We start from the raw sequence: 23,734 nt of genomic DNA, 5'->3' as shown, positions 1-23,734 counted from the left end.
TGAACCATCAGAGAAACTCAGTCAGGAGACTGTCATGAACAAGATTTTTGCATCCGCCGCTCTGGTATCCGTGCTCGCTACCGCCCCGGCCGCTTTTGCGATCCAGCCTTCGGCCATTCCGGACACTGGCACGTTTACCAAGGCGCCCGTCGGCAGCACGGTCACCATCGAAACGACCGGCAAGTTCGGCAACCGTTACCAGAACTATTTCCGCGTTGGTGAAGACGGCAAGCTCGATTTCGTTGATCAGTTTCGCGAAAGCAGCAACTGATCAAGCCCTGACTATCTCTTTCCTGGGCAAAACAGAAAAAGGCGACCGCGATAAGCGGCCGCCTTTTTTATGTGCTCAAGAAGCCGGCCTTACTGCGCTGCCGCAAGTAGAGCGGCCACGAGCCCCTTGGTCGAGGAATCGTGGCCCTCTGCACTTTCGCTTCCCGAGACCACTGGCAGCAGCCCCGTCGCCAGTTCCTTGCCAAGCTCAACGCCCCACTGGTCAAACGAGTTGATACCGAAGAGGACGCCCTCGACGAAGACCCGGTGTTCGTAAAGCGCGATCATGCGGCCCAGGGCGTAGGGCGTTAGTGCATCATAGACGAAAGTGATCGACGGTCGGTTGCCGGAGAAGACACGGTGCGGCGCAATCTTGTCGGCCGTCTCGGCATCCATGCCCTTGTCGAGAAGCTGAGCTTTCGCCTCTTCCAGCGTGCGTCCCTTCATCAGCGCTTCCGACTGAGCCAGGCAATTGGCCATCAGCAACTGGTGCTGGTGGCGCAGGTCTGCCTCGTGGCCATTGGCGGCGATCATGAACTCGATCGGAATGATATTGGTGCCCTGGTGGAGCAACTGGAAGAAAGCGTGCTGGCCGTTGGTGCCGGGCTCACCCCAGACAATCGGGCCGGTCGGTGTGGTCACGTCTTCGGACGCAATCGTGATCGACTTGCCGTTGCTCTCCATGTCGAGCTGCTGCAGATAGGCGGCAAACCGCGCCATGCGCTGGTCGTAGGGGATGACGGCGCGCGAGGGGTAATCAAGTACGACGCGCTGGTAGTAGCCGATGAGGCCGAGCATGAAGGGCAGGTTTTCGGTCGCCGGGGCTTCCTGGAAATGGGTATCGATCGCATGCGCACCGTCGAGGAAGGCGCCGAAGTTCTTCGCGCCGATGGCAATCATCAGCGGCAGGCCGATGGCTGACCAGATCGAATACCGCCCGCCGACCCAGTCCCAGAAACCGAAGACGCGGGACTGATCGATGCCAAAGTCGGCGACCTTGTCGAGCGCTGTCGAAACCGCGCAGAAATGATGACCAACAGCGTCTTCGCCAAGCGCGCCGGCGATGAATTTGCGCGCCGTCCCTGCGTTGGTCATGGTCTCGATTGTGGTGAAGGTCTTCGAGGCGACGATGAACAGGGTCGTTTCCGGGTCAAGGCCCGCGATCGTGTCGGCGATGTGAGCGCCGTCGATGTTGGAGACATAGTGCAGGCGAGGCCCGTCATGGTAGGGCGCCAGCGCCAGCGTGGTCATGGCCGGGCCGAGATCGGAACCGCCGATGCCGATATTGACGACATCAGTAAAGGCCTTGCCGGTCGCGCCCTTGATGCTACCGGAGCGGATGCCCTCGGAGAATTCGCCCATTGCGTCAAGCACTTCGTTGACGTCCGGCATCACATCCCGGCCATCCACCATCACCGGTGTGTTCGACCGGTTGCGCAATGCGGTATGCAGGACGGCACGGTCCTCGGTGATGTTGATCTTTTCGCCCGCAAACATCGCTGTGCGCTTTTCCGCAACGCCCTTTTCCTCGGCAAGCTTCACAAGCGCTTCGAGTACCTCGGCATTGATGGCGATCTTGGAAAAATCCATAAGAAGGTCTTCGAACCGCAGGCTGAACCGGTCGAAGCGGTCTGGGTCGGCGGCAAAGGCTGCACGAAGATCCGTGGCGCTGGTTCGTTCTGCCGTTTCCTGGAGGGATTTGAGAAGGGCATTCATGTCGATGTGCTCCCTGAAATGCTTGGATTGGGCGGTTATAACGCGTTTTTAAAACGATTGAATGGATTTCTGCTAAATCATGCCGACGGAGTCGAACGCTTTTTTGACATTGAAGGCGGGTGGGGAACGAAAATCAACAGTCTTCAACGTGAAATACGGCTGGTGCCCGCCTCGCAGCGAGCCGGATCGTCACGCAAACAAAGACCGCGCGCCAGAGCACGCGGTCAAAAGCTCTGCATCGATGGTGAGGTTGCTCAGCCGGCAGTTCGCGGTGTCGGGTGATTCTCACGTTTGTGGGCGACCATCATGAAGTAAATGAACACGAACGGGATTGCGCTCCAGTAGGCTACCGACTTGTCATGGCCCATGTTGCGGGCGCGAAATGCGGTGAAGCGTCCGAAGGCAAGGCCGGGCACGACAGCGTAGATCGACAGGCCCATATAATAAGCGGTCGAGAGCGCCATGCCCTGGCTGCTGATCGCTTCGCGCGGGAACGCAAACTCAAGAAGATAGGAAATCACCAGATTGATCACGAAGATGAAGCAGGCGCGCAGGAAATAGTCCCGGCGGTCATATTCCCGCAGCTCTCTGGTCAGATAAACCCCCAGCAACACGCCGATGGCGCTCGTTACATAGGGAAAGAAAAAAAGGCCCGACATCACGTCTCCTCCTCGAAACGATTGTGCGCAGATTGTCGCATGTGGCGTATTGTCGCATAAAATCTCATGCGCTTGCAACTCCGAACGCAACCCGGTTGTTCTGCGTTCGCAGCACTGGGCTTGAGATGAGGGGGCAGGGGTACCGGCATCGCTTTGTTGCACCGCACGCCGTATGCGCTTCAGCCACCGCGGAATAGCGGATTGAGGCAGGTCAATGAAACGGCGCCGTCGATGTCGCGGTGTGAGCGCTGGAGCTGATGATTGGCAAATTTCGTGGCATTTTTCACGCATGGCGGGCAAAAAACGTGGCGATGAGGTGACGGCAATGCGGCGTTGTGCCAAAATGCCACAGGATGGACACGGTTCATTTTTGGTCTAGTTACGGTAAAGAGACCGCCAGAGATGACGCCGCCGTCTGGCTAGGCAGGGGGCTGTCTTAAGGAAATGCCTGTATAAGGAGTTCGGCCGCCGCGGGGACGATGGGCCAGGGCCGTCAGGCATGTCATCGACAATCAAGTCCGGATTATCCGCGCAATCCGGCGTCATTGTAGAGAATGAAGACGATTGTGAACCTATTAAAGCTATTGAAACTGACGCTGATTTTGCCGCTTGTGTTGCTGTTGTCAGGCTGTCAGCTCATTCTTCTTGACCCGGCAGGCTGGGTCGCCAATCAGGAACGCGATCTGCTGATTGCCTCGACGGTGCTGATGCTTGTCATCATTGTACCTGTGCTGGTTCTGGCGGTCTACATTCCGTGGCGGTATCGCGACAGCCGCAAGGCCACGGAAGACTACGACCCGGAATTCGAGCACTCGTCGCTGTTCGAAGCGTTTATCTGGGGCGTGCCGGTCATGATCGTCATCGCTCTTGGTGCGCTGACATGGATTTATACCCACAGGCTTGACCCTTATAAGCCGCTCGATCACATCGCCGGCGAGCCGGTCGAAATCGAGGTCGTCTCGCTCGACTGGAAATGGCTGTTCATCTATCCTGACCAGGATATGGCCGTCGTCAACCAGCTGGTCATTCCGACGGACCGTCCGGTAAATCTCAAGCTCACATCCAGTTCGGTGATGAACACCTTCTTCGTTCCCGCGCTCGCTGGCATGATCTACACCATGGCCGGCATGGAGACGAAGCTGCATCTGGTCGCTGAAGAAGCCGGACAGTATTATGGCCGTTCGGCCAACTATTCCGGTCCCGGCTATGCCCATATGGATTTCGAGACCTTTGCCGTTTCCGAGGATGAGTTCTCCAGCTGGGTCAATACGGTCAAGTCTTCGGGCCAGACGCTGAGCGCTGAGACCTATCTCGAGCTTTCGAAGCCGACGGTTGCCGACAGTGTGTCCTATTACAATGGCGTTGCCGATAATCTCTTCGACAAGATCGTCGGGCTCTGCGTCGAAGCCGGCAAGGTCTGCGTCGGCGAAATGATGATGCAGGACATGATGGGTGGCGGCGGCCTTCAGGGCGTCAAAACCAAGGATAACTACCTTTATGACGAATTCCCGCCCGGCGAAGGCTTCGACCAGCACGAATTCGAAGGGGAGCTTCACGCCAATCCCGACGAACCGAGGAGTGGTCCGGTTAATGTCAAGAATCCCGATCAGACCGTGACCAATCTTTCCGGCGGCGACAGTGCGTCGAACGCTTCTGAACCCGTGAGGCAGCAATGAGACCTGAAATCTGGAACATCATTTTCGGCAAACTGTCGTGGGACGACATTCCCTATGACGTTCTCATTCTCGACGTCACCTTCGCGGCAGTCTTGCTCGCGGCGCTGACCGTATTCGGCCTGATTACTTATCACCGCAAATGGGCCTATCTCTGGAGCGAATGGTTCACTTCGGTTGACCACAAGAAGATCGGCGTGATGTATATCGTGCTGGCGCTGGTGATGCTTTTCCGCGGCTTCACCGACGCCTTCATGATGCGCACCCAGCAGGCGCTTGCCGCTGGCGGTGCGCAGGGCTACCTGCCGCCGCATCACTTCGACCAGATCTTTACGGCTCACGGCACGGTCATGATCTTCTTCTTCGCCATGGCCTTCCTGGTCGGTGTGATGAACATTGCCATGCCGCTGCAGATCGGGGCGCGTGACGTTGCCTTTCCGTGGCTGAACAATTTCTCGTTCTGGATGACGGTGTCGGGCGCAATCCTGCTCAACGTTTCACTGTTTATCGGCCTTCTAGGCCGCACCGGCTGGCTTGCCATGCCGCCGCTTTCCGGGATCGCATACTCGCCCGATGTGGGGGTCGACTATTACATATGGTCTCTACAAATCGCGGGGATAGGCACGACGCTTTCGGGCGTCAACATGATCGCCACCATCCTGAAAATGCGTGCGCCTGGCATGACCATGATGCGTATGCCTGTTTTCACCTGGACCACGCTTGCCGCCAATGTGCTGATCGTCGCAGCCTTTCCGGTTCTGACGGCAACGCTGGCCATGCTCGCACTTGACCGTTATCTCGGTATGCACTTCTTCACCAATGACATGGGCGGCAACGCCATGCTCTACGTGAACCTGATCTGGATCTGGGGTCACCCGGAAGTTTATATCCTGATCCTGCCCTGCTTCGGCATTTTCTCCGAAGTGGTTGCGACCTTCTCCGGCAAGCCGCTATTTGGCTATCGTTCGATGGTTTATGCCACGTGCTGTATTCTGGTTCTGTCGTTCGTCGTCTGGCTGCATCACTTCTTCACGATGGGGTCTGGCGCCAGCGTCAACACCTTCTTCGGCATAGCCACGATGATTATCGCGGTGCCGACCGGGGCCAAGATTTTCAACTGGCTGTTTACCATGTATCGCGGGCGTATCCGTTTCGAGACGCCCATGTACTGGACGGTGGGCTTCCTGATCACCTTCACCATAGGCGGTATGACCGGCGTGATGTTGGCTGTTCCTCCGGCTGACTTCCAGCTGCACAATTCGCTGTTCCTGATTGCCCACTTCCATAACGTCATTATCGGCGGCGTGGTCTTCGGCCTTATGGCGGGTTACCAGTACTGGTGGCCGAAAGTGTTTGGCTTCAAGCTGGACGATAAATGGGGTCGCCGCGCCTTCTGGGGCTGGTGCATCGGTTTCTACCTTGCCTTCATGCCGCTCTACATTCTCGGCCTGATGGGCGTGACCCGCCGCCTGCAGAGCTACACTGATGTCGGTTGGCAGATCTACTTCATCATTGCCTGCATCGGCATGCTGACCATTGGTGCCGGTATCGCCTGCACCGTGATTCAGCTCGTCGTATCGATCAAGAACCGCGAGAAGCTGAAGTGCGGTCCCGATCCGTGGAACGGCCGTACGCTGGAATGGGCAACCACTTCACCGGTTGCGCCCTACAACTTCCCGCAGGATATCGTTGTAACCGGTCGTGATGCCTGGTGGCAGATGAAGAAGCAGGGCTTCAAGTGGTCGACGGATTATCAGCCGATCCACATGCCGAAGAACACCTGGGCCGGTATCGTTCCCGCCTTCTTTGCGCTGGCACTCGGCTTCGCCCTTGTCTGGCATATCTGGTGGCTGGTGATCGTCAGCTTCCTCGCTGCCATCGGCTCGATCATCTATCACACCTTCGATTTTGATCGTGACTACTACATTCCGGCCGAAGAGGTCGCCCGCGACCAGGAAAAGGCCAAGGAGGCTTATGTATGACGACCGCTGATCAGACGGGCGATACGCATCACGAAGATCACGCCCACAGCAGTCCGACACAGCTCGGCTTCTGGATCTACCTCATGAGCGACTGCCTGATCTTTGGTACGCTCTTTGCAACCTACGCCGTGCTCGGTCGCTCCTATGCGGGCGGTCCGGCACCGCAGGATCTGTTCGAACTCGATTTTGCGCTGATCGAAACAGCACTTCTGCTGTTTTCCTCGGTCACCTTCGGCATGGGCATGCTGCGGATGGACAAGGGGGACAAGGCTGGCCTGATGAAATGGCTTATCGTCGCCGGCTTGTTCGCCATCGGCTTTCTGGCGATGGAAGTCTATGAGTTCCATCATTTCATCGAACTCGGTGCGACACCGGATCGTTCGGCCTTTCTGTCGGCCTATTTCACACTGGTCGGTACACACGGCCTGCATGTGACCTTCGGAACGATCTGGCTGATTGTTCTGCTTGTCCAGATTTCACGCAAGGGGCTGACCGAGGCAACACGCCGGCGCACTGCAACATTGTCGATGTTCTGGCATTTCCTTGATCTGGTCTGGATCGGCGTTTTCTCGCTTGTCTATCTCACGGGAGTGGTTCTATGAGCTCAGTCAACGAACATGCGTCCCACGATAGTCACGGTCACGGCAGCTTCAAGGCGCTGATGACGGGCTTCGTCCTGGCGGCGGTCCTCACCATCATTCCCTTCGGGCTGGTGATGGCGGATGTGATCACGAGCAAGGCGTTCCTGATGGTGGTGATCATGATCTGTGCTGCGGCCCAGATCCTGGTGCATCTGCGCTACTTCCTGCTTCTGAGCAGCAATCAGGAAGAAGGCTGGACCATGGCGGCCTCGCTTCTGGCCCTCATCCTGCTTCTGATCGTGTTGGCCGGTTCGCTCTGGGTCATGCACAACATGAACAAATACATGATGCCCCTGCCAGAAAGCGGCTACACCTATCTCGACGACGGCACCATTGTCTGCGCCACCCCGGAGATCGCCCAGCAACTGCGCGATGCCGGTGTGACCGCAAAGATCGTCATCCAGGGCCAGTAGCACGTCTGTTGCCGTTACCTATTCCGCCTCCCCGTTGGTTTTGCGGGGAGGCGTTTTTGTTTTGATACCCGTTGACGCAACGCCTTTCGGGGCGTTTAGAGCGGTACGGTAACCGTCGTCACGACGAAGGTAATTGTCCAATGGCTGCTTCTTCCAGAAAACGTCTGATCGCCATCGCCGCCATCGCGGCGACCCTTTTCACCGGTTTTGTCGCGCTCGGCATCTGGCAGGTATACCGTCTGCAGTGGAAACTCTCGTTGATCGAGGCCGTCGAAACGCGGGTGGAGGCGCCGGCGGTGCCTGCTCCGGGGCCTGCCGAGTGGCCGGATATCACGCGGGAAAAGGACGCCTACCGCCATGTGACTGCGACGGGCAAGCTGCTCAACAGTCAGGAAGTTCAAATCTACTACCCGACCGAACTTGGCCCTGGCTATTTCGTGATGACACCGCTTTTGCGGCCAGACGGCACATTCGTTCTGATCAATCGCGGTTTTGTTCCGGAGGAAAAGCGTGACCCGGTGACCCGTGTCGCGCCGGAAGGGGAAGTGACGATCTCCGGACTTTTGCGGATGTCTGAGGAGAAGGGATGGCTGTTTTCGCGCGCCAATGACCCCAAAAACGGCAACTGGTACCGGCGTGACGTTGGTTCAATCATGGCGACCAAGGGGCTGATGCCGGCCGCCCCCTACTTCATCGATGCGGACAACACCATCAATAGCGGCGGTTATCCGATTGGCGGGTTGACCGTGGTGAAGTTTCGCAACGCACATCTGAGCTATGCGCTGACGTGGTTCGCGATGGCGCTCGGTACAGTGTTTGTCTATGTGCTGGTGCTGCGTTTTGAGGGCGTTTGGGGCAAGCCATTCCTACCGGACGACGATGATGATTAGGCTTCGCATTCGCGATCTGTCCGACTGACCCAGGCCGCGGTGTTTTCGGATCGACTGGCATCGGTTTTCGGTGCCTGTGGAAAGCGTGGAAGAAAGCCTGCGTGTATGTCGGTTCAACCAAAGGTTGGTAGCTGTTGCCCTGGGCAAGCAGTCATCTTGCCAACCATCGTTTTTTTAGTCACACCGATTCGCCCGGTCGGCGCTTACCGTTTTGGAAAAGCCCGTGTGCGACAGCTTTTTTCCCTGTCATATCCTGTTAACTGTGAATGTGGAAAACAGAGCCACGAAACACTATATATAGTCTGTTCGGGCATTTCAGTTCGTAGATATTGTGTTATGGTGATTCTGTCGAATCAAGCTGATGCGTCAGCAGCGTCCGGTTTTCAGTTTTTGAGTCCTCATAAGCATGTGTCGAAGTGGTGTTCCCTGTGAACAACGCGTGTTGTGCCGATTTTTCGAGGACCAGAAAATGTAGCCCGGTCAATATGTTCGAGGAGACTGTTGAGAGATGGTGGCGGTGACGGCTTACAACCGCTTCGGTTTCAACCGGCCTGTGCCGGCAATGGTCAGGCCCTGAGGCGCGGTTTGTTGGCTTTCAACATTGCCCGTCTCGTCAGATGCGCGGAAAAGCGTCAGCGGTTTTGCCGGTGGTGCTTTTGAAAAAATAGTGATGCGAGGATAACGATGAAAATTACTGTCTATTCCAAACCGGCCTGCGTGCAGTGCAATGCAACGACCCGTGCGCTCGAGCGCAAGGGCCTCGACTATGAAATCGTCGATGTGTCGATAGACAATGATGCCTATGACCACGTCGTCGGCATGGGCTATCGCCAGGTACCGGTTGTCGTCGCCGGCGAGCAGCATTGGTCCGGCTTCCGTCCGGACATGATCGGCACCCTCGCGTGAACATGATGCGCGGGCGGCACTTGGCCGGCGCAATCTGAAAGAGGCGTCTGTCGCGGCAGCGCACGGTTGATTTAACGGCGTGTCAGTTGGGCGCGCCGTGATGGTGAAGAGGAAGGGGATAACGGGCATGCTTGTCTATTATTCCAGCGCCACGGGCAATACACATCGTTTCGTTTCGAAGACCGGACTTGAAGCCAGGCGCCTCGGCCCGCAGGGCGATACGGAAACGGTGGAGGAGCCCTATGTTCTGGTCGTGCCGACCTATGCGGGCGGCGACGGCGCGGGCGCTGTACCGAAACCGGTTATCCGCTTCCTCAACAATCCGGAGAACAGGGCGCTGATCCGTGGCGTCATTGCCTCCGGGAACACGAATTTCGGCAATACCTATGGCATAGCCGGCGACATTATCGCGGCCAAATGCAAGGTACCGTACCTCTACCGTTTCGAGCTTCTCGGCACGCAAGAGGATGTCATCAACGTCAGACAGGGACTGGAAGAGTTTTGGAAACGGCAGAACTGAGGATGGCCGCAATTGCGGAGGAAGAGACCGTGCAGGATAATGCCACGGAAACCAAGACCACAGAAAAGGGCGCCGCCAAGTCCAAGGCGGCGACGCTGGACTATCATGCGCTCAACGCCATGCTCAATCTCTATGACGAGAACGGGCATATCCAGTTTGAAGCTGACCGGATGGCGGCCAAGCAGTATTTTCTGCAGCACGTGAACCAGAATACGGTGTTTTTCCATAACCTACGGGAAAAGCTCGATTATCTGGTGGATGAAGGCTATTATGAGCAGGACGTACTCGATCAATACGCCTTCAATTTCGTGCGCGATCTATGGGACCATGCCTTCGACAAGAAGTTCCGCTTCCAGACCTTTCTCGGCGCCTTCAAATATTACACGGCCTATACGCTGAAGACGTTTGACGGCAAGCGCTACCTGGAGCGCTATGAGGACCGCGTCTGCATGGTCGCACTGGCGCTCGCCAAGGGCGACGAACTGCTCGCCACCGCGCTGGTCGACGAGATCATCGGCGGACGCTTCCAGCCGGCCACGCCCACCTTCCTTAATGCCGGCAAGAAAAGCCGCGGCGAGCTGGTTTCCTGCTTCCTGCTGCGCATCGAAGACAATATGGAAAGTATCGGTCGCTCGATCAATTCGGCGCTGCAGCTTTCCAAGCGCGGCGGCGGTGTGGCCCTGGCGCTGACCAATATCCGCGAGCACGGTGCGCCGATCAAGAAGATCGAGAACCAGTCCTCTGGCGTGATCCCGGTGATGAAGCTGCTTGAGGATTCCTTCTCCTACGCCAACCAGCTTGGTGCACGTCAGGGTGCCGGCGCAGTCTATCTGAACGCGCATCACCCCGATATCATGCGTTTCCTCGACACCAAGCGTGAAAATGCGGATGAGAAAATCCGCATCAAGACGCTGTCGCTCGGCGTCGTGATCCCGGACATCACCTTTGAACTCGCCAAGAACAATGAGGACATGTACCTGTTCTCGCCCTATGACGTCGAGCGTGTCTACGGCAAGGCGATGACCGAGGTTTCGATTTCCGAGCACTATCGCGAGATGGTCGACAATCCGGAAATCCGCAAGAAGAAGATCAATGCCCGCGCGTTCTTCCAGACGCTGGCCGAGCTGCAGTTCGAAAGCGGTTACCCCTATATCCTGTTCGAGGATACGGCGAACCGCGCCAATCCAGTCGATGGCCGGATTTCGATGAGCAATCTCTGCTCGGAAATCCTGCAGGTGTCGGAGGCGAGCGAGTTTGACGACGACCTCTCCTACAAGCATATGGGCAAGGACATCTCCTGCAATCTCGGCTCGATGAATATCGCCATGGCGATGGATTCGGACGATTTCGGCCGCACCGTCGATACCGCGATCCGCGCGCTGACGGCGGTTTCCGACATGAGCCACATTTCCTCCGTGCCGTCGGTGGAAAAGGGCAATGACGAGAGCCACGCCATTGGTCTCGGCCAGATGAACCTCCACGGCTATCTCGCCCGCGAGCGCATCTATTATGGCTCGGATGTCGGTGTCGATTTCACCAACATGTATTTCTACGCCGTGACCTATCACGCGCTGAAGGCCTCCAACCGGATCGCCGTCGAACGCGGCGTCTCGTTTGCGGGCTTCGAGAAATCGAAATATGCCAGTGGTGAGTATTTCGACAAATATATCGAAAAGGACTGGGCGCCGGAGACCGAAAGATGCCGCGAACTGTTCGAAAACGCCGGCATAGAGCTGCCGACGAAGGACGAATGGCTGGCGCTGAAGGAAGCGGTGATGAAGGGCGGTCTCTATAACCGTAACCTGCAGGCCGTGCCGCCGACCGGCTCGATTTCCTACATTAACAACGCCACTGCCTCGATCCACCCGATCGTATCGAAGATCGAGATCCGCAAGGAAGGCAAGATCGGCCGCGTCTATTATCCCGCGCCATTCATGTCGAACGACAATCTCGAATATTATCAGGATGCCTATGAGATCGGGCCGGAAAAGATCATCGACACCTATGCGGCTGCGACCCAGCACGTTGATCAGGGCCTGTCGCTGACGCTGTTCTTCCGTGACACGGCAACCACGCGCGATGTCAACAAGGCGCAGATCTATGCGTGGCGCAAGGGCATCAAGACCATCTACTATATCCGTCTTCGGCAGATGGCGCTTTCGGGCACCGAGGTCGAAGGCTGCGTCTCCTGCAGCCTGTGATGAAGGGACCGAGAAAAATGAACATTCAGAGCAAGCAACCCGCCATCGCCGTGCCGCGCGCCGTCAACTGGAACCGTGTTGTCGACGAGAAAGACCTCGAAGTCTGGAACCGTCTCACTGGCAATTTCTGGCTGCCGGAAAAGGTGCCGCTGTCGAACGATATTCCGTCCTGGTCGACGCTCAAGGAAAACGAGCAGCAACTCACCATCCGGGTGTTCACCGGTCTGACGTTGCTCGACACCATCCAGAACACGGTCGGCGCCATCACCCTGATGCCGGATGCGGTGACCCAGCACGAGGAAGCTGTGCTGACGAACATCGCCTTCATGGAAGCCGTTCACGCGCGCTCCTATTCCTCGATCTTTTCCACGCTGTGCTCGATGCCGGAAGTGGACGACGCCTATCGCTGGTCGGAGGAAAACGCCTTCCTCCAGGAAAAATCGCAACTCGTGCTGCAGGAATACCGCGCCACCGATCCGCTTCGAAAGAAGGTCGCCAGCGTCTTCCTCGAAAGCTTCCTGTTTTATTCGGGCTTCTATCTGCCGATGTACTGGTCGAGCCGCGCCAAGCTCACCAATACGGCCGACCTTATTCGTCTGATCATCCGCGACGAGGCCGTGCATGGCTATTATATTGGCTACAAGTTCCAGCAGGGATTGAAGAAGGTTTCGGAAGCCGAGCGCGAGGCGATCAAGGATTTCACTTTCGGCCTGCTGTTCGAGCTTTACGAGATCGAATCCAAATATACCGAGCAGCTCTATGATTCCGTCGGCCTGACCGAGGATGTGAAGGCATTCCTGCATTACAACGCCAACAAGGCGCTGATGAACCTCGGTTACGAGGCCCTGTTCCCTCCGGAAGCCTGCAAGGTCAACCCCGCCATCCTGTCGGCGCTGTCGCCGAATGCGGATGAGAACCACGACTTCTTCTCTGGCTCCGGCTCGTCCTATGTCATCGGCAAGGCGATTGCGACTGAGGACGACGACTGGGATTTCTGATCAGCCTTGTTGGGCTCTAAAAAGTAAAAAACGGCGGTTCTCTGCGGAGCCGCCGTTTTTGTTTTCAGTCACGTCGAAGCCGGTCAGCTTGTGCGGCTTGCAAGCTGCGTGCTGATCCCGTCCCTCAGGCTCGGCACGGCGACGATGTAGTCGACCTTGTTGGCCTTGTAGGCCTTCAGGAACTTGTAATAGTCCTTGAACACGAGGCAGCCATGGGAATCGCCGGGCGTGCGCAGCATGTAGGTATGGGCCAGGATGCCTGTGCGCCCCAGCGGGTGCGTGCCATCGACAGAGGTCATCCGCAGCGCCGGAACGCCGTGGAAAAGCGATTCCCGCATGGTCAGCTTGTAGGTGGCCGCCGGTACGGCGCCGGCCATTTTGACATGGGTGTATTCCGGATCATCCCGGTATTTGCCCTTGCCGGAATGGGCCTCCATCACCTCACCATCGGGCATGTAGACTTTGCCGGCGGCGATATCGTAGACGGCAACTTTCGACGTGCGTTCAGGCACTTCCCCGAAAATACCTTCGAGATTGTCGTGGCCGAAATCGGCATAGGCGAGCGTCAGTGCTGCCGGACGTTTTTCGGGCGTTGGAACCTCGCCGGGACCGAGCCTGGAATCCTCGGCACCCTGAAGCACGAGTTGAAAGGCGCTGCCGGCCTCGTCGGTGGCGCTCGTCGGGCGCGAAGACGGTGCGACAAGCGCGGTTCTGACCGAGCTGTTTGACGGGGTCTCGACGATGGACGGAGATTTGCGAATAAGCTCTGGAGGTAAACCGGCAAGCAGGGTTTCCGAACCTGCATTTTCAGCAATCTGCCTGTTGACCAGTGCGCGCTGCCAATCGGCAAGCGCCGACTGACCTGAACTCTGCAGCTTCGGCTTGAGATAGGACATTCGGATATCGTCAGCCTGAAGGTTTCTCGTGCGTCCCTGGCCTTCCCGCGCTGCAAGAAGCCGGGATGCTTTTGTGCTCTTGGCGCGTGGCGGCGCGGTGAAGGCAGGGTTGACCCGAAGGTCGAAGCCGCGTGTGCTGGCAAGACGGGGGTCAGCCATGGTGGCTGAGATGATCGGTGAGGCGGCTATCATAGCAATCGCAGCGCCCATGACAACAAGGACGGCAGCGGCTGCAGCAAGCCTCCACAGGCCGCCCCGTTTACGGGCGGTGCGATAGGGATGTCTATACTTATTCGTCTTCACGAGGCACACTTCCTACGCAATACTCAAAGACGGTGTGTCTGTTCTCTGACAGCAAAATACTGTGCGCAGGGTAAATTTTTCATTACGCCGATTGCCATCGCGTTTTTTTGCCTGCGCCGAAAATGGTGCGCACGGAAATGAGAGAGGCCTGCTCAAGACCTTTGTGATCAGCCGCGATAGCTTCATGCGCGATAAGAATGCGGGGAAGCATGCCATCTTCATGCAGGTGCCTTTCCTGTTGGGCTTCATCCAGCCAAACCTTGAATTCAGTGTCAGTGCACTTCTGGTGTGGCCGATAAATACCAAGTTTGGGTAAAATGCGGCCACACTGAAAAGTGGCAGGCACTTTGAAGGTTCGGCCCGGCGTTGGAAGGCATCAAACCCGATGATCCGCTTCTGCAAAGGGTTGCGCAGTTTTTGAAAAGCGTCCAATATCCGCGCTGCAGGCGCGTTTCAAAGCGCTGATTTCCTGATAAGCTGTGGTCTTATTTGATACATTCGCCCCACCGTCTTCTGATTAAGACCTGCTTTCATTCGGCCATGAGGCCCGGACTTGGTTGAGAATTTTCATCTCATTGCCACATTGGCGATTATCGCCGGAACAATCGTTCTTTATTCACTCGACCGCTTCCCGGTCGAGGGTATTTCGATTGGCGCGATCGCCTGTCTGCTCGTTTTGTTCGGCACCTTGCCCTACACGCCGGCGAATGGTTCAGGGGTTTCCGTCGATGCCCTGCTTTCGGGCTTCGCCTCTCCGGCGCTGATCACTGTTCTTGCGCTGTTGATTGTGGGCAAGGGGCTGTTTGCAACAGATGCGCTGGAAGGTGTCACGAACCGGATCGGACGGTTCTACGGGGGCAATCCCCGGCTCTCGATCGCCATCATTCTTGTGGTTGCCGGCATAACGTCGGCGTTTCTGAACAATACGCCCGTGGTGGTGATTTTCATTCCTGTACTCACCTCGCTTGCGGCGCGCTTCCGGCTGCCAGCCTACCAGATCTTCATGCCGCTGTCGTTCATCACCATTCTGGGCGGCATGACGACGATGATCGGGTCTTCGACCAATCTGATCGCAGCCGGCATGGCATCGAAGGAAGGCTTGGAAATCGGGTTTTTCGATATCACCGGCATGGGCGTTATTCTCGCCGGGATCGGCTATATCTATGTTCTTTTCTTCCTGCCGCGCATTCTGGGCAGCGAGCGCTCCGAACAGAAGGCGGGCATGGAAAGCACCGGCATCCAGTTCCTGGGGGAGATCGTGCTGCACCCCTCCAGCCGCTTTATCGGCGACACCGCCCGGTCAGGCTTTTTCCCCAATCTGACGCCGATGTCGCTGCATGCGCTGTCCCGTGACGGCAAGGTCCTGCTGCCGCCTTTTGATGACGGACTGGCTCTGGGGGCCGGCGACCGGTTGCAGGTGGCGGGCACTCGAAAGTCGTTCATGGACATGCTCGCCAAGGGCGAAATCAGCCTGTCCGCGCCGCCGGACGGTGCGATGCCGGCAAGCGACCGCAAGGTTGGCCCGCATTATCACCTTGCCGAGGCTGTGATTGCGCCTGGCTCGCTGTTCGAGGGACGGTCTGTTCGCTTCAGCGGTATCCAGCAACGTTTCAACGTGTCGGTTTTCGGTGTTCGGCGGAAAAGCCGCATGACCCGCGCGCCGCTGTCCCAGTTGCGCTTCGAGGCAGGAGATACGCTGCTTTTCGGCGGTAATGAAAACGACGTCATGTCGATGCGCGGAAATCACGACCTGCTGTTGCTCGAGCATTCGGCCGAGAGTGTGCCGCCGCGGGACAAGGCCCTGATTGCGAGCGTGATTTTCGCGGCAATCGTCGTGCTTTCTGCGACTGGCCTTTCGCCCATGGTTGTCAATTCGGTGGCCGGCGCACTGCTGATGATCGTTTTTGGCTGCCTGACCCTGCAGCAGGCAGCACGCGCCTTCGACCGGCAGATATTCCTGCTTGTCGGTGCTTCCATCGCCATGGCGACGGCGCTGGAGGCGACCGGCGGTGCGCGCCTGATCGCGGAAACCATTATCGGGCTTGGTGGCGGCAGCTCGGTTCCGGTTATTCTGGCCTTGCTTTTTGTTGCCGTGGCGCTGTTGACCAATGTTCTGTCCAATAATGCGGCCGCGGCGCTGTTCATCCCGATCGCGCTCGACATGGCGCGTCGGATCGGTGCTCCGCCTGAAGTGTTCGCGGCGGCGGTCATCTATGCGGCGAATTGTTCCTTCGCCACGCCGATTGCCTATCAGACCAATCTCATGGTCATGGGGCCGGGCCACTATAGCTTCAGCGATTTCCTGCGCGCCGGCATACCTTTGATCGCTATCATCACCATTGCGTTTTCGCTGCTGGCGCCTTGGTATTACGGGCTTTGAAGCTTCAGTTCATGTTCCTCCAGTGGGCACTTTTGCAGATCAGCTTGCCCAGAACGCACCCGCGTGTGCGCATTGCGGTGCCGTCAAGAAAGATTTCCATGGAATAGGTCATCCCGCGCCGCACATCGCGGGCCTTACCTTCGAAGCGAAGTTGCGAAACCGGCTCGATATCCATGACGAGCTTGTCTCCGACACGTTCATTGCGGATGCCGGGCTTCACCCAGATATTGGTCGCGCAGAGATCTTCCCCGCATCGGTCGACACGCACCCTTGCCTTGCCGTCGCCGCGCGCCCAGACGCCTGTAATATCGGATGCGTCGGCAAGTGCGGGCACCGCCAGCAATGGAAGAGCAAACAAAATTCCGGTTCTGTTGGTCACATGACTTCTCCTCTCATGACGTTAAGAAGAGATACGGGCGAAAAGCCTGACCGGTTCAGTTTTCGGCGTTTTTATAATCGAGGCCAATGTCCAGTACCGGTGCCGAATGGGTGAGCCAGCCGATGGAAATGAGATCGACGCCGGCCTTGGCGATGGCGTCCGCCGTTTCCGGTGTGATCCCGCCCGAGGCTTCGGTGATGGCGCGTCCGTCGACAATCTCCACCGCCCGGTGCAGCGTTTCCGGTGACATGTTGTCGAGAAGAACCGCGTCGACGCCCTCGGCCATGGCCGCTTTCAGCTGGTCGAGTGTGTCGACCTCCACCTCGATTTTGACCATGTGGCCGGCATTGGCTTTCGCCCGTCTGATGGTTGTGGCGATGTCACCGGCAATGGCGATGTGATTGTCCTTGATCAGCACGGCATCGGCCAGCGAAAAGCGGTGATTGCCGCCGCCGCCGGCTTTGACTGCGTATTTTTCCAGCGCCCTGAGCCCCGGTGTCGTCTTGCGGGTGCAGACGATGCTGGCGCCGGTGCCCGAGACGGCGTCGACGATGCCTCTGGTGACCGTTGCAATGCCGGAGAGGTGGCCGAGGAAATTCAGCGCCGCGCGTTCGCCTGTCAGAAGCGCGCGGGAGGCGCCGATGACGGTCGCGACCGTCGTACCGGGTGTTACACGCTGTCCGTCTTCGACATGGCGGGTCAGGCGGATATCCGGGTCGACGAGGTTAAAGGCGCAATCGGCGGCATCAAGTCCGGCAATCACGCCCGGCTTTCGCGCCACCATCATCACGGTCGAGCGATGGTCAGCCGGTATGACGGCGCTGGCGGTGATGTCACCAGCCAGACCAAGGTCTTCCTCGAGCGCGCGGTGCACAGCGGGCTCGATGAGGAGGCGGGGGAGAGGTGCCAGCATGTCAGGCGCTCCTTTGATAAGGGGAATGGCAAAGCGCTTGTGCGGCGGCAAGGACCTGCGGCAGCGTCATCATCTGCCGTACGGAGCGCGCGTCTCTCGCCGGATAATCACTGCGCGCGTGGCCGCCGCGTGATTCCGCGCGCTGATACGCGAAGACGGCGACCGCCAGTGCCACAAGAGCCGGGTCGGATGCCGCTTTTCGCCTTCGGCGAGTGGCGTCAGGATGTCGATGGCATCTTGCAGATCAGCGCCATGGCGCAGCACGCCGAGTGCGCGCGAAACGATATTGCGCACGGCCGCAATGTCCGGTGGCGGCAAAAGCATTGCCTGCGGCAGCGGCAGGTCCGGGCGTTCCGGAAGGCGCGAGATATCCCGGGCGGCGGCAAGGCCGGTGACGGCAGCCTCCAGAAGTGAGTTGCTGGCAAGCCGGTTGGCGCCGTGAAGCCCGGAAGCGGCACATTCGCCAATGGCCCAGAGGCCGGAGAGCGTGCTGCGCGCGCGAAAATCGGTGGCAATGCCGCCCATGCAGTAATGCTCGGCCGGGCGGACCGGTATGAGATCTTCTGCGGGATTTATGCCGGCTTTTGCGCAGATTGCGGCAATCGAGGGAAAACGCGCGGCAAAGCGGTTACCGAGCGCCTGTCTGGCATCGAGAAACACCCGGCCACCGCGGGCGATTTCGGCAGCGATGGCCCGGGCGACGATGTCGCGTGGCGCAAGCTCTGCGCCCGGTGTTGTCGCCAGAAACCGTTCGCCGTTCTCGTTCACCAGAATTGCGCCTTCGCCGCGCACGGCCTCGCTGATGAGCGGCAGCGGGCGGATATCGGTGGCAAGGGCTGTCGGGTGGAACTGGATGAACTCCATATCGGCAAGGGCGGCACCAGCGCGCGCCGCCAGCATGATGCCCTGACCGAAATTTCCGGACGGATTGGTGGATGTCTCGTAGAGCCCGCCAACGCCGCCGGTCGCCATCACCACGCGGTTGGTTGCGAGCGCGAGCGGCTGTCCATGCCGTTCACAGAGCAGACCGCGAATTTCGTCATCAGCGACAATGAGCCGCCGGACTTCGGTATCCGGCATGACGGTGACGGACGGTGTTGCAGAAACGGCCTGCGTCAATGCAGTTATAACGGCTGCACCCGTGGCATCGCCGCCGGCATGGAGGATGCGGCGGCGCGTATGGGCGGCTTCCAGGCCAAAGGCGAAGCTGCCATCGGCATTGTGGTCAAAGGCGACGCCGTGTCGCTCCAGAAAGGCTATGGCATCGGGGGCTGCCGCGAGAATGGTCTCTGCCGCCTTCCGGTCGCAAAGCCCGTCGCCGGCGGCAAGCGTGTTGTCGAGGTGAAGCGCAGCGCTGTCATCATCGCCGAGGGCTGCGGCAATGCCGCCTTGCGCCCAGCCGGTCGAAGTCTGGGCGCCGAGTGCTGCCCTGGTCACCAGCAGAACCGGCTGAGGGGCAAGCGCGAGAGCCGTGACAAGCCCGCCAATCCCGGAGCCGATGACGACGACGGGCGTGCTCATACGTCCAGCATCCGTTCCACGGCGTGGCGCGCATCGCCTGCAATTGCAGGGTCGATCGTTACTTCATGGCGGTTTTCCTCAAGCGCCATGCGGATATTGGCAAGCGAAATGCGCTTCATATGCGGACAGAGATTACAGGGGCGCACAAAGTTTACATCAGGATGCTGGATTGCGACGTTGTCGCTCATCGAGCACTCCGTCAGAAGCACCACGCGGGCGGGCTTCGCGGTTTTGACATAGTCCGACATGCCAGCGGTGGAGCCGGAAAAATCAGCCTCGGCAACAACCTCCGGCGGGCATTCCGGATGCGCGATAATGGTGACGCCCGGCCAAGCCTCGCGCATTTCGCGCACATCTTCGGCGGTAAAAAGCTCATGCACCTCGCAGTGACCCCGCCAGGCAATCAGCTCGACGTCGGTTTCTCGGGCTATGTTTTTGGCGAGATACTCATCGGGCAGCATCAGAACTTTCGGGACACCAAGGGATTCGACCACTTTCTTGGCATTGCCGGAGGTGCAGCAGATATCGGATGCGGCTTTGACGGCGGCGGACGTGTTCACATAGGTGACCACCGGCACGCCGGGATGGGCCTGGCGCAAAAGCGCGATATCGTCCGGCGTGATGGAATCGGCCAGCGAACAACCGGCCTCCATGTCTGGAATAAGAACCGTCTTTTCCGGGTTCAGCAGTTTGGCCGTTTCGGCCATGAAGTGGACGCCGGCCAGCACGATCACATCGGCTTCGACCCTTGTGGCCTCCCGCGCCAGCGCCAGGCTGTCGCCAACGATATCGGCAACGCCATGGAAGATTTCCGGCGTCTGATAATTATGCGCCAGGATGACGGCATTCTTTTCCTTCTTCAGGCGCAGGATGGCTTCGATATCGTCTTCAAAAGCGAGCCATTCGGCTTTCGGAACCACATGGGCGACGCGCTCATAGAGATCAGCAGGGGAGAGCGGAGCATTCATCGGCATTTCCTCCTTGCGGTCACCATCGCTGGCAAAGCAATAATACTCAAATAGAGTATATCCAGAACGCAAGACATAATCGCTTGCCCGGTCGCTGTCAACGCGCGGCTGTTAATGGAAGGGTCTGGGGATGGCGAGCAGGCCTGCTGACGAACGCGATAAAGGTTCGGGGCGGCCTGTTAGCGGCCTCGAGCCTGCATCATGATCAACAGGCTGTTCTGGAGCCGATCATTTCAAGGTCAGCAACCATGAGCAGCGGAGAGCCGGTTGCCCTATCCCCGCTCCACGCAGAGCGCGACGCCCATGCCGCCGCCGATGCAAAGCGTGGCAAGGCCCTTGCGGATATCGCGGCGCTTCATTTCGTGCAGCAGCGTTACCAGTATGCGGGCGCCGGAAGCGCCGATCGGGTGGCCGATGGCAATTGCCCCGCCGTTGACGTTGACCTTGTCAGCGTCCCAGCCAAGCCCGTCATTGACCGCACAGGTCTGTGCCGCAAATGCTTCGTTGGCTTCGACAAGGTCGAGGTCTTCGGCAGACCAGCCCGCCTTTTCAAGCGCCTTGCGGGAGGCTGAGACAGGGCCGATGCCCATGATTGCCGGATCGACACCGGCGGTTGCCCATGATGCGATGCGCGCAAGCGGGGCGAGGCCGCGCCGGCGGGCTTCATCTGCGTGCATCAGCACAAGGGCTGCCGCTCCGTCATTCAGGCCCGAGGCGTTGCCTGCAGTGACCGTACCGTCCTTTTCGAAAGCCGGTCTGAGCGCTGAAAGTGTCTCGGTGCTGGCGTCCGGGCGGATCTGTTCGTCGGTGTCGACGATAGTCTCGCTTCTGCGCGAGCGCACCGTGACGGGGACGATTTCTTCGACAAACCGGCCGGCTTCCCGAGCGGCGGCTGCCTTGCGGTGGCTTGCAAGTGCGAATTTGTCCTGACGCGCACGGTCGATCCCGAATTTCCGCGCGACGTTTTCTGCGGTGATGCCCATATGGGTGCCGTCAAACGCATCGGTCAGGCCGTCGCCGAGCATGGTATCGACAAAGCTTGCAGAGCCCATTTTGTAACCGCTGCGCAGGTGGGCGCAGTGCGGCGAGAGCGACATGGATTCCTGCCCGCCTGCGACCACAATGCGGGCATCGCCGCAGGCTATCTGTTGCATCCCGAGGGCAACGCTGCGCAGCCCGGAACCGCAGACCTGGTTGATCCCGAAGGCGGTGGCCGTATCGGGAATGCCGGCGGCAATCGCCGCCTGGCGCGCCGGGTTCTGTCCGGCGCCGGCTGTCAGCACCTGGCCGAGGATGACCTCGTCCACTTGGTCGGGTGCGACGTCTGCGCGCTTCAGCGCTTCGCGGATGACGACCGTTCCGAGTTCATGGCCCGGAACGGCGGCAAGGGACTTCATGAAGCTCCCGACGGCCGTGCGCGTCGCCGCGACGATGACGATATCGCTCATTTCAAACCCTCCCGGTCAAGTCCGACGTCGAACCTGGCTTCGGTTCTGGCGGTGATTTCCTCAAGGCTGACACCGTTGGCCAACTCTGTCAGAACCATCTTGACCGGCCCCTGCCGGGCGATGGTGAACACACCGAGATCGGTGATCACCATATCGGCCACGCGGGTGCCGGTGAGCGGCAGATTGCACGCCCGCAACAGCTTAGGGCTGCCCTTGGCCTCGTGCTCCATCACCACGACCACCCGTTTGACGCCGGCGACAAGGTCCATCGCGCCGCCCATGCCCTTGACCATCTTGCCCGGGATCATCCAGTTGGCGAGGTCGCCGTTTTCGGCCACCTGCATGGCGCCGAGGATCGACAGGTCGATATGGCCGCCTCGGATCATCGCGAAGCTTTCGGAACTTGAGAAGAAGCTGGTCTCGTCAAGGGCGGTGACCGTCTGCTTGCCGGCATTGATGAGGTCGGCGTCCTCTTCGCCCTCATAGGGGAAAGGCCCCATACCCATCATGCCGTTTTCGCTTTGCAGCCGGACATCCATGCTGTCGGGAATATAATTGGCAACAAGTGTGGGAATGCCGATGCCGAGATTGACGTAAAACCCGTCCTCAAGTTCACGGGCGGCGCGGGCTGCCATTTCATCACGTGTCCAGGCCATATCACGCGCCCTCCGTCTTGCGTTCGCGCACGGTGCGCTTTTCGATATGCTTTACGGGATCGGGAACATGGACGATGCGGGAGACGAAAATGCCGGGCGTGTGCACATGGTCGGGATCAATCTCGCCGGGCGCGACCAGATGCTCCACTTCGGCAACCGTCAGCCGGGCCGCTGTTGCCATATCCGGATTGAAGTTACGCGCGGTCTTGCGATAGACGAGATTGCCTTCATGATCGCCCTTATAGGCATGAACAAGCGCAACATCGGCGACGAGACCGGTCTCCATGATGAAGTCCTCGCCATCAAAGCGCCGAACTTCCTTGCCCTCGGCAATCATTGTGCCGGCCCCGGTCTTGGTGAAAAACGCAGGAATGCCGGCGCCGCCGGCGCGAATGCGCTCGGCGAGCGTGCCTTGCGGGTTGAACTCGAGCTCCAGTTCGCCCGCCAGATATTGCTCGGCGAAGAGCTTGTTCTCGCCGACATAGGACGAGATCATTTTCTTGATCTGCCGGGTTTCCAGAAGCCGGCCAAGGCCGATCCCGTCAACGCCTGCATTGTTTGAAATCACGGTCAGATCCCGGGCGCCGGATTGTTCGACTGCTTCGATCAGCGCTTCGGGAATGCCGCAGAGGCCGAAGCCGCCTGACATGATCACCATTCCGTCACGTAGCTGACCGGCCAGTGCCTCGGTCGCCGATTGATAGACTTTTCGCATGGTCTCCTCCCAGAGAAGTTGCAATTTGTCAAAACAGAATAAGGCTTGCAGTGGCATTGGCTCGAGTCGTATTTATACGACATGAACACAACCCAGCCCTCCTTCGCTCTGTCCGAACTACCGGTGCCGTTGGTGTTTGCCACCCACCGCGTGATCCGTGATTGCAACGAAGAGTTCGCGTCGCTTTTCGGCTATGAACGCGCGGCGATCATCAACAAGAGCTTTGCCCGTCTTTATCCAGCCATTGACGATTTCGTGCGCACTGGAGAAATGTGGCGCGACAACCTGCCAGGCGGCGCGGTCTATTATGACGAGCGTATCATGGCAGGCACGGACGGACGCCGGTTCTGGTGCCGCGTCCGGGGGCGTTCGCACAATACCGACGACCCGTTCGCCGCTGCCGTTTATTGCTTCGAACCGATCACGCGGCCGGTTTCCACGGCCAATACGGTGCTGACCGGCCGTCAGCGCCAGATCCTCACGCTGGTTGCCCAGGGCAAGACCAATGCGGCGATTGCCGTGGAACTGGGTCTTTCCAGACGAACAATCGAAATGCACCGGTTGCGGATGACGCGGGCGCTTGGCCTGCGCAACAGCGCGGAGTTGCTCGCCTGGTTTCTCAACAGCGCCGAAAGCGGGCAGGGGGCGGACATGTAGCGCCGGTCAAGCGCATTTTCTCAAATGCT

Annotated in this window: 22 protein-coding genes and 1 pseudogene; 13 read left to right on the top strand and 10 right to left on the bottom strand. The window is 58.8% G+C overall.

The annotated features are described in order from the left end of the window. Window positions 1-34 precede the first annotated feature (34 nt). Window positions 35-271: a hypothetical protein gene (locus tag AC0L7L_RS13900; RefSeq protein WP_272212598.1), complete on the top strand. Its 237-nt coding sequence runs from the start codon at window positions 35-37 to the stop codon at window positions 269-271. A gap of 89 nt (window positions 272-360) precedes the next feature. Here the strand turns inward: AC0L7L_RS13900 and pgi are convergent, their stop codons facing one another. Beyond that, on the bottom strand, window positions 361-1,986 hold the full coding sequence (pgi, locus tag AC0L7L_RS13895) for a glucose-6-phosphate isomerase (RefSeq protein ID WP_272212597.1): 1,626 nt from the start codon (window positions 1,984-1,986) through the stop codon (window positions 361-363). 254 nt (window positions 1,987-2,240) lie between these two features. After that, window positions 2,241-2,645, bottom strand: a complete 405-nt coding sequence (locus AC0L7L_RS13890) for a hypothetical protein (RefSeq protein WP_473509616.1) — start codon at window positions 2,643-2,645, stop codon at window positions 2,241-2,243. 566 nt (window positions 2,646-3,211) lie between these two features. Here AC0L7L_RS13890 and cyoA point away from each other — a divergent pair. The 9 genes from cyoA to nrdF all read left to right on the top strand — a co-directional run bounded on the left by cyoA (window position 3,212) and on the right by nrdF (window position 12,869). Beyond that, the gene (gene cyoA / locus AC0L7L_RS13885; RefSeq protein WP_473509614.1) at window positions 3,212-4,321 is read left to right on the top strand and encodes a ubiquinol oxidase subunit II; all 1,110 of its coding nucleotides are present in this window, start codon (window positions 3,212-3,214) and stop codon (window positions 4,319-4,321) included. Further along, window positions 4,318-6,300, top strand: a complete 1,983-nt coding sequence (gene cyoB / locus AC0L7L_RS13880; RefSeq protein ID WP_272212592.1) for a cytochrome o ubiquinol oxidase subunit I — start codon at window positions 4,318-4,320, stop codon at window positions 6,298-6,300. Before cyoA ends, cyoB begins: the two co-directional genes overlap by 4 nt. Beyond that, a complete protein-coding gene (gene cyoC / locus AC0L7L_RS13875; protein ID WP_272212591.1) occupies window positions 6,297-6,902 on the top strand; it encodes a cytochrome o ubiquinol oxidase subunit III in 606 nt (201 codons plus the stop codon). The genes cyoB and cyoC overlap by 4 nt, the downstream gene beginning before the upstream one ends. After that, on the top strand, window positions 6,899-7,354 hold the full coding sequence (gene cyoD, locus AC0L7L_RS13870) for a cytochrome o ubiquinol oxidase subunit IV (RefSeq protein ID WP_272212589.1): 456 nt from the start codon (window positions 6,899-6,901) through the stop codon (window positions 7,352-7,354). The genes cyoC and cyoD overlap by 4 nt, the downstream gene beginning before the upstream one ends. 140 nt (window positions 7,355-7,494) lie before the next feature. Beyond that, window positions 7,495-8,244, top strand: coding sequence for an SURF1 family protein (locus AC0L7L_RS13865; protein WP_473509611.1), 750 nt, complete (start codon window positions 7,495-7,497; stop codon window positions 8,242-8,244). Window positions 8,245-8,928: 684 nt separating this feature from the next. After that, window positions 8,929-9,150 (top strand): glutaredoxin-like protein NrdH, encoded by a 222-nt coding sequence (nrdH, locus tag AC0L7L_RS13860; protein ID WP_272212586.1) that lies wholly within the window; start codon window positions 8,929-8,931, stop codon window positions 9,148-9,150. 100 nt (window positions 9,151-9,250) lie between these two features. Next, on the top strand, window positions 9,251-9,670 hold the full coding sequence (gene nrdI, locus AC0L7L_RS13855; RefSeq protein WP_473509608.1) for a class Ib ribonucleoside-diphosphate reductase assembly flavoprotein NrdI: 420 nt from the start codon (window positions 9,251-9,253) through the stop codon (window positions 9,668-9,670). Window positions 9,671-9,672: 2 nt separating this feature from the next. Further along, window positions 9,673-11,871, top strand: a complete 2,199-nt coding sequence (gene nrdE, locus AC0L7L_RS13850) for a class 1b ribonucleoside-diphosphate reductase subunit alpha (RefSeq protein WP_473509606.1) — start codon at window positions 9,673-9,675, stop codon at window positions 11,869-11,871. A 17-nt stretch (window positions 11,872-11,888) separates the two neighbouring features. Continuing rightward, the gene (gene nrdF / locus AC0L7L_RS13845; RefSeq protein ID WP_473509604.1) at window positions 11,889-12,869 is read left to right on the top strand and encodes a class 1b ribonucleoside-diphosphate reductase subunit beta; all 981 of its coding nucleotides are present in this window, start codon (window positions 11,889-11,891) and stop codon (window positions 12,867-12,869) included. A gap of 83 nt (window positions 12,870-12,952) precedes the next feature. Here the strand turns inward: nrdF and AC0L7L_RS13840 are convergent, their stop codons facing one another. After that, window positions 12,953-14,068, bottom strand: a complete 1,116-nt coding sequence (locus AC0L7L_RS13840) for a DUF2778 domain-containing protein (protein ID WP_473509602.1) — start codon at window positions 14,066-14,068, stop codon at window positions 12,953-12,955. A 61-nt stretch (window positions 14,069-14,129) separates the two neighbouring features. Between AC0L7L_RS13840 and AC0L7L_RS13835 the strand changes: the two genes are divergently transcribed. Both AC0L7L_RS13835 and AC0L7L_RS13830 read left to right on the top strand, forming a co-directional pair. After that, complete coding sequence (locus AC0L7L_RS13835; RefSeq protein ID WP_473509600.1) at window positions 14,130-14,384, top strand: hypothetical protein; 255 nt, start codon at window positions 14,130-14,132, stop codon at window positions 14,382-14,384. A gap of 237 nt (window positions 14,385-14,621) precedes the next feature. Beyond that, window positions 14,622-16,448: an SLC13 family permease gene (locus AC0L7L_RS13830; RefSeq protein WP_473509598.1), complete on the top strand. Its 1,827-nt coding sequence runs from the start codon at window positions 14,622-14,624 to the stop codon at window positions 16,446-16,448. Window positions 16,449-16,452: 4 nt separating this feature from the next. On the opposite strand, the gene AC0L7L_RS13825 is transcribed toward AC0L7L_RS13830, so the two are convergent. From AC0L7L_RS13825 to AC0L7L_RS13795, 7 genes and pseudogenes are all read right to left on the bottom strand, one after another. Beyond that, a complete protein-coding gene (locus AC0L7L_RS13825; RefSeq protein WP_272212578.1) occupies window positions 16,453-16,827 on the bottom strand; it encodes a DUF2147 domain-containing protein in 375 nt (124 codons plus the stop codon). Window positions 16,828-16,882: 55 nt separating this feature from the next. Continuing rightward, entirely contained in the window at window positions 16,883-17,767 is an 885-nt protein-coding gene (gene nadC, locus AC0L7L_RS13820) for a carboxylating nicotinate-nucleotide diphosphorylase (RefSeq protein WP_473513938.1), read from the bottom strand. Further along, a pseudogene (locus AC0L7L_RS13815) lies at window positions 17,742-19,261 on the bottom strand (L-aspartate oxidase). The gene nadC and the pseudogene AC0L7L_RS13815 overlap by 26 nt, the downstream one beginning before the upstream one ends. Next, window positions 19,258-20,229: a quinolinate synthase NadA gene (gene nadA / locus AC0L7L_RS13810; protein WP_473509596.1), complete on the bottom strand. Its 972-nt coding sequence runs from the start codon at window positions 20,227-20,229 to the stop codon at window positions 19,258-19,260. Before nadA ends, AC0L7L_RS13815 begins: the two are co-directional and overlap by 4 nt. A 272-nt stretch (window positions 20,230-20,501) precedes the next feature. Beyond that, window positions 20,502-21,677, bottom strand: a complete 1,176-nt coding sequence (locus tag AC0L7L_RS13805) for an acetyl-CoA C-acetyltransferase (RefSeq protein WP_272212576.1) — start codon at window positions 21,675-21,677, stop codon at window positions 20,502-20,504. After that, window positions 21,674-22,333, bottom strand: a complete 660-nt coding sequence (locus AC0L7L_RS13800; RefSeq protein WP_473509594.1) for a 3-oxoacid CoA-transferase subunit B — start codon at window positions 22,331-22,333, stop codon at window positions 21,674-21,676. The genes AC0L7L_RS13805 and AC0L7L_RS13800 overlap by 4 nt, the downstream gene beginning before the upstream one ends. A 1-nt stretch (window position 22,334) precedes the next feature. Then, window positions 22,335-23,048, bottom strand: a complete 714-nt coding sequence (locus AC0L7L_RS13795) for a CoA transferase subunit A (protein ID WP_272212575.1) — start codon at window positions 23,046-23,048, stop codon at window positions 22,335-22,337. A gap of 81 nt (window positions 23,049-23,129) precedes the next feature. Here AC0L7L_RS13795 and AC0L7L_RS13790 point away from each other — a divergent pair, with 81 nt between their 5' ends. Beyond that, entirely contained in the window at window positions 23,130-23,705 is a 576-nt protein-coding gene (locus tag AC0L7L_RS13790) for a PAS and helix-turn-helix domain-containing protein (RefSeq protein ID WP_473509591.1), read from the top strand. The last annotated feature ends 29 nt before the right edge of the window (window positions 23,706-23,734 follow it).

It is taken from the genome of Martelella sp. K41-7, from assembly GCF_055808365.1.
Note: the sequence above shows the minus strand (reverse complement) of the source record. Positions and strands in the feature narration are given on the sequence as shown.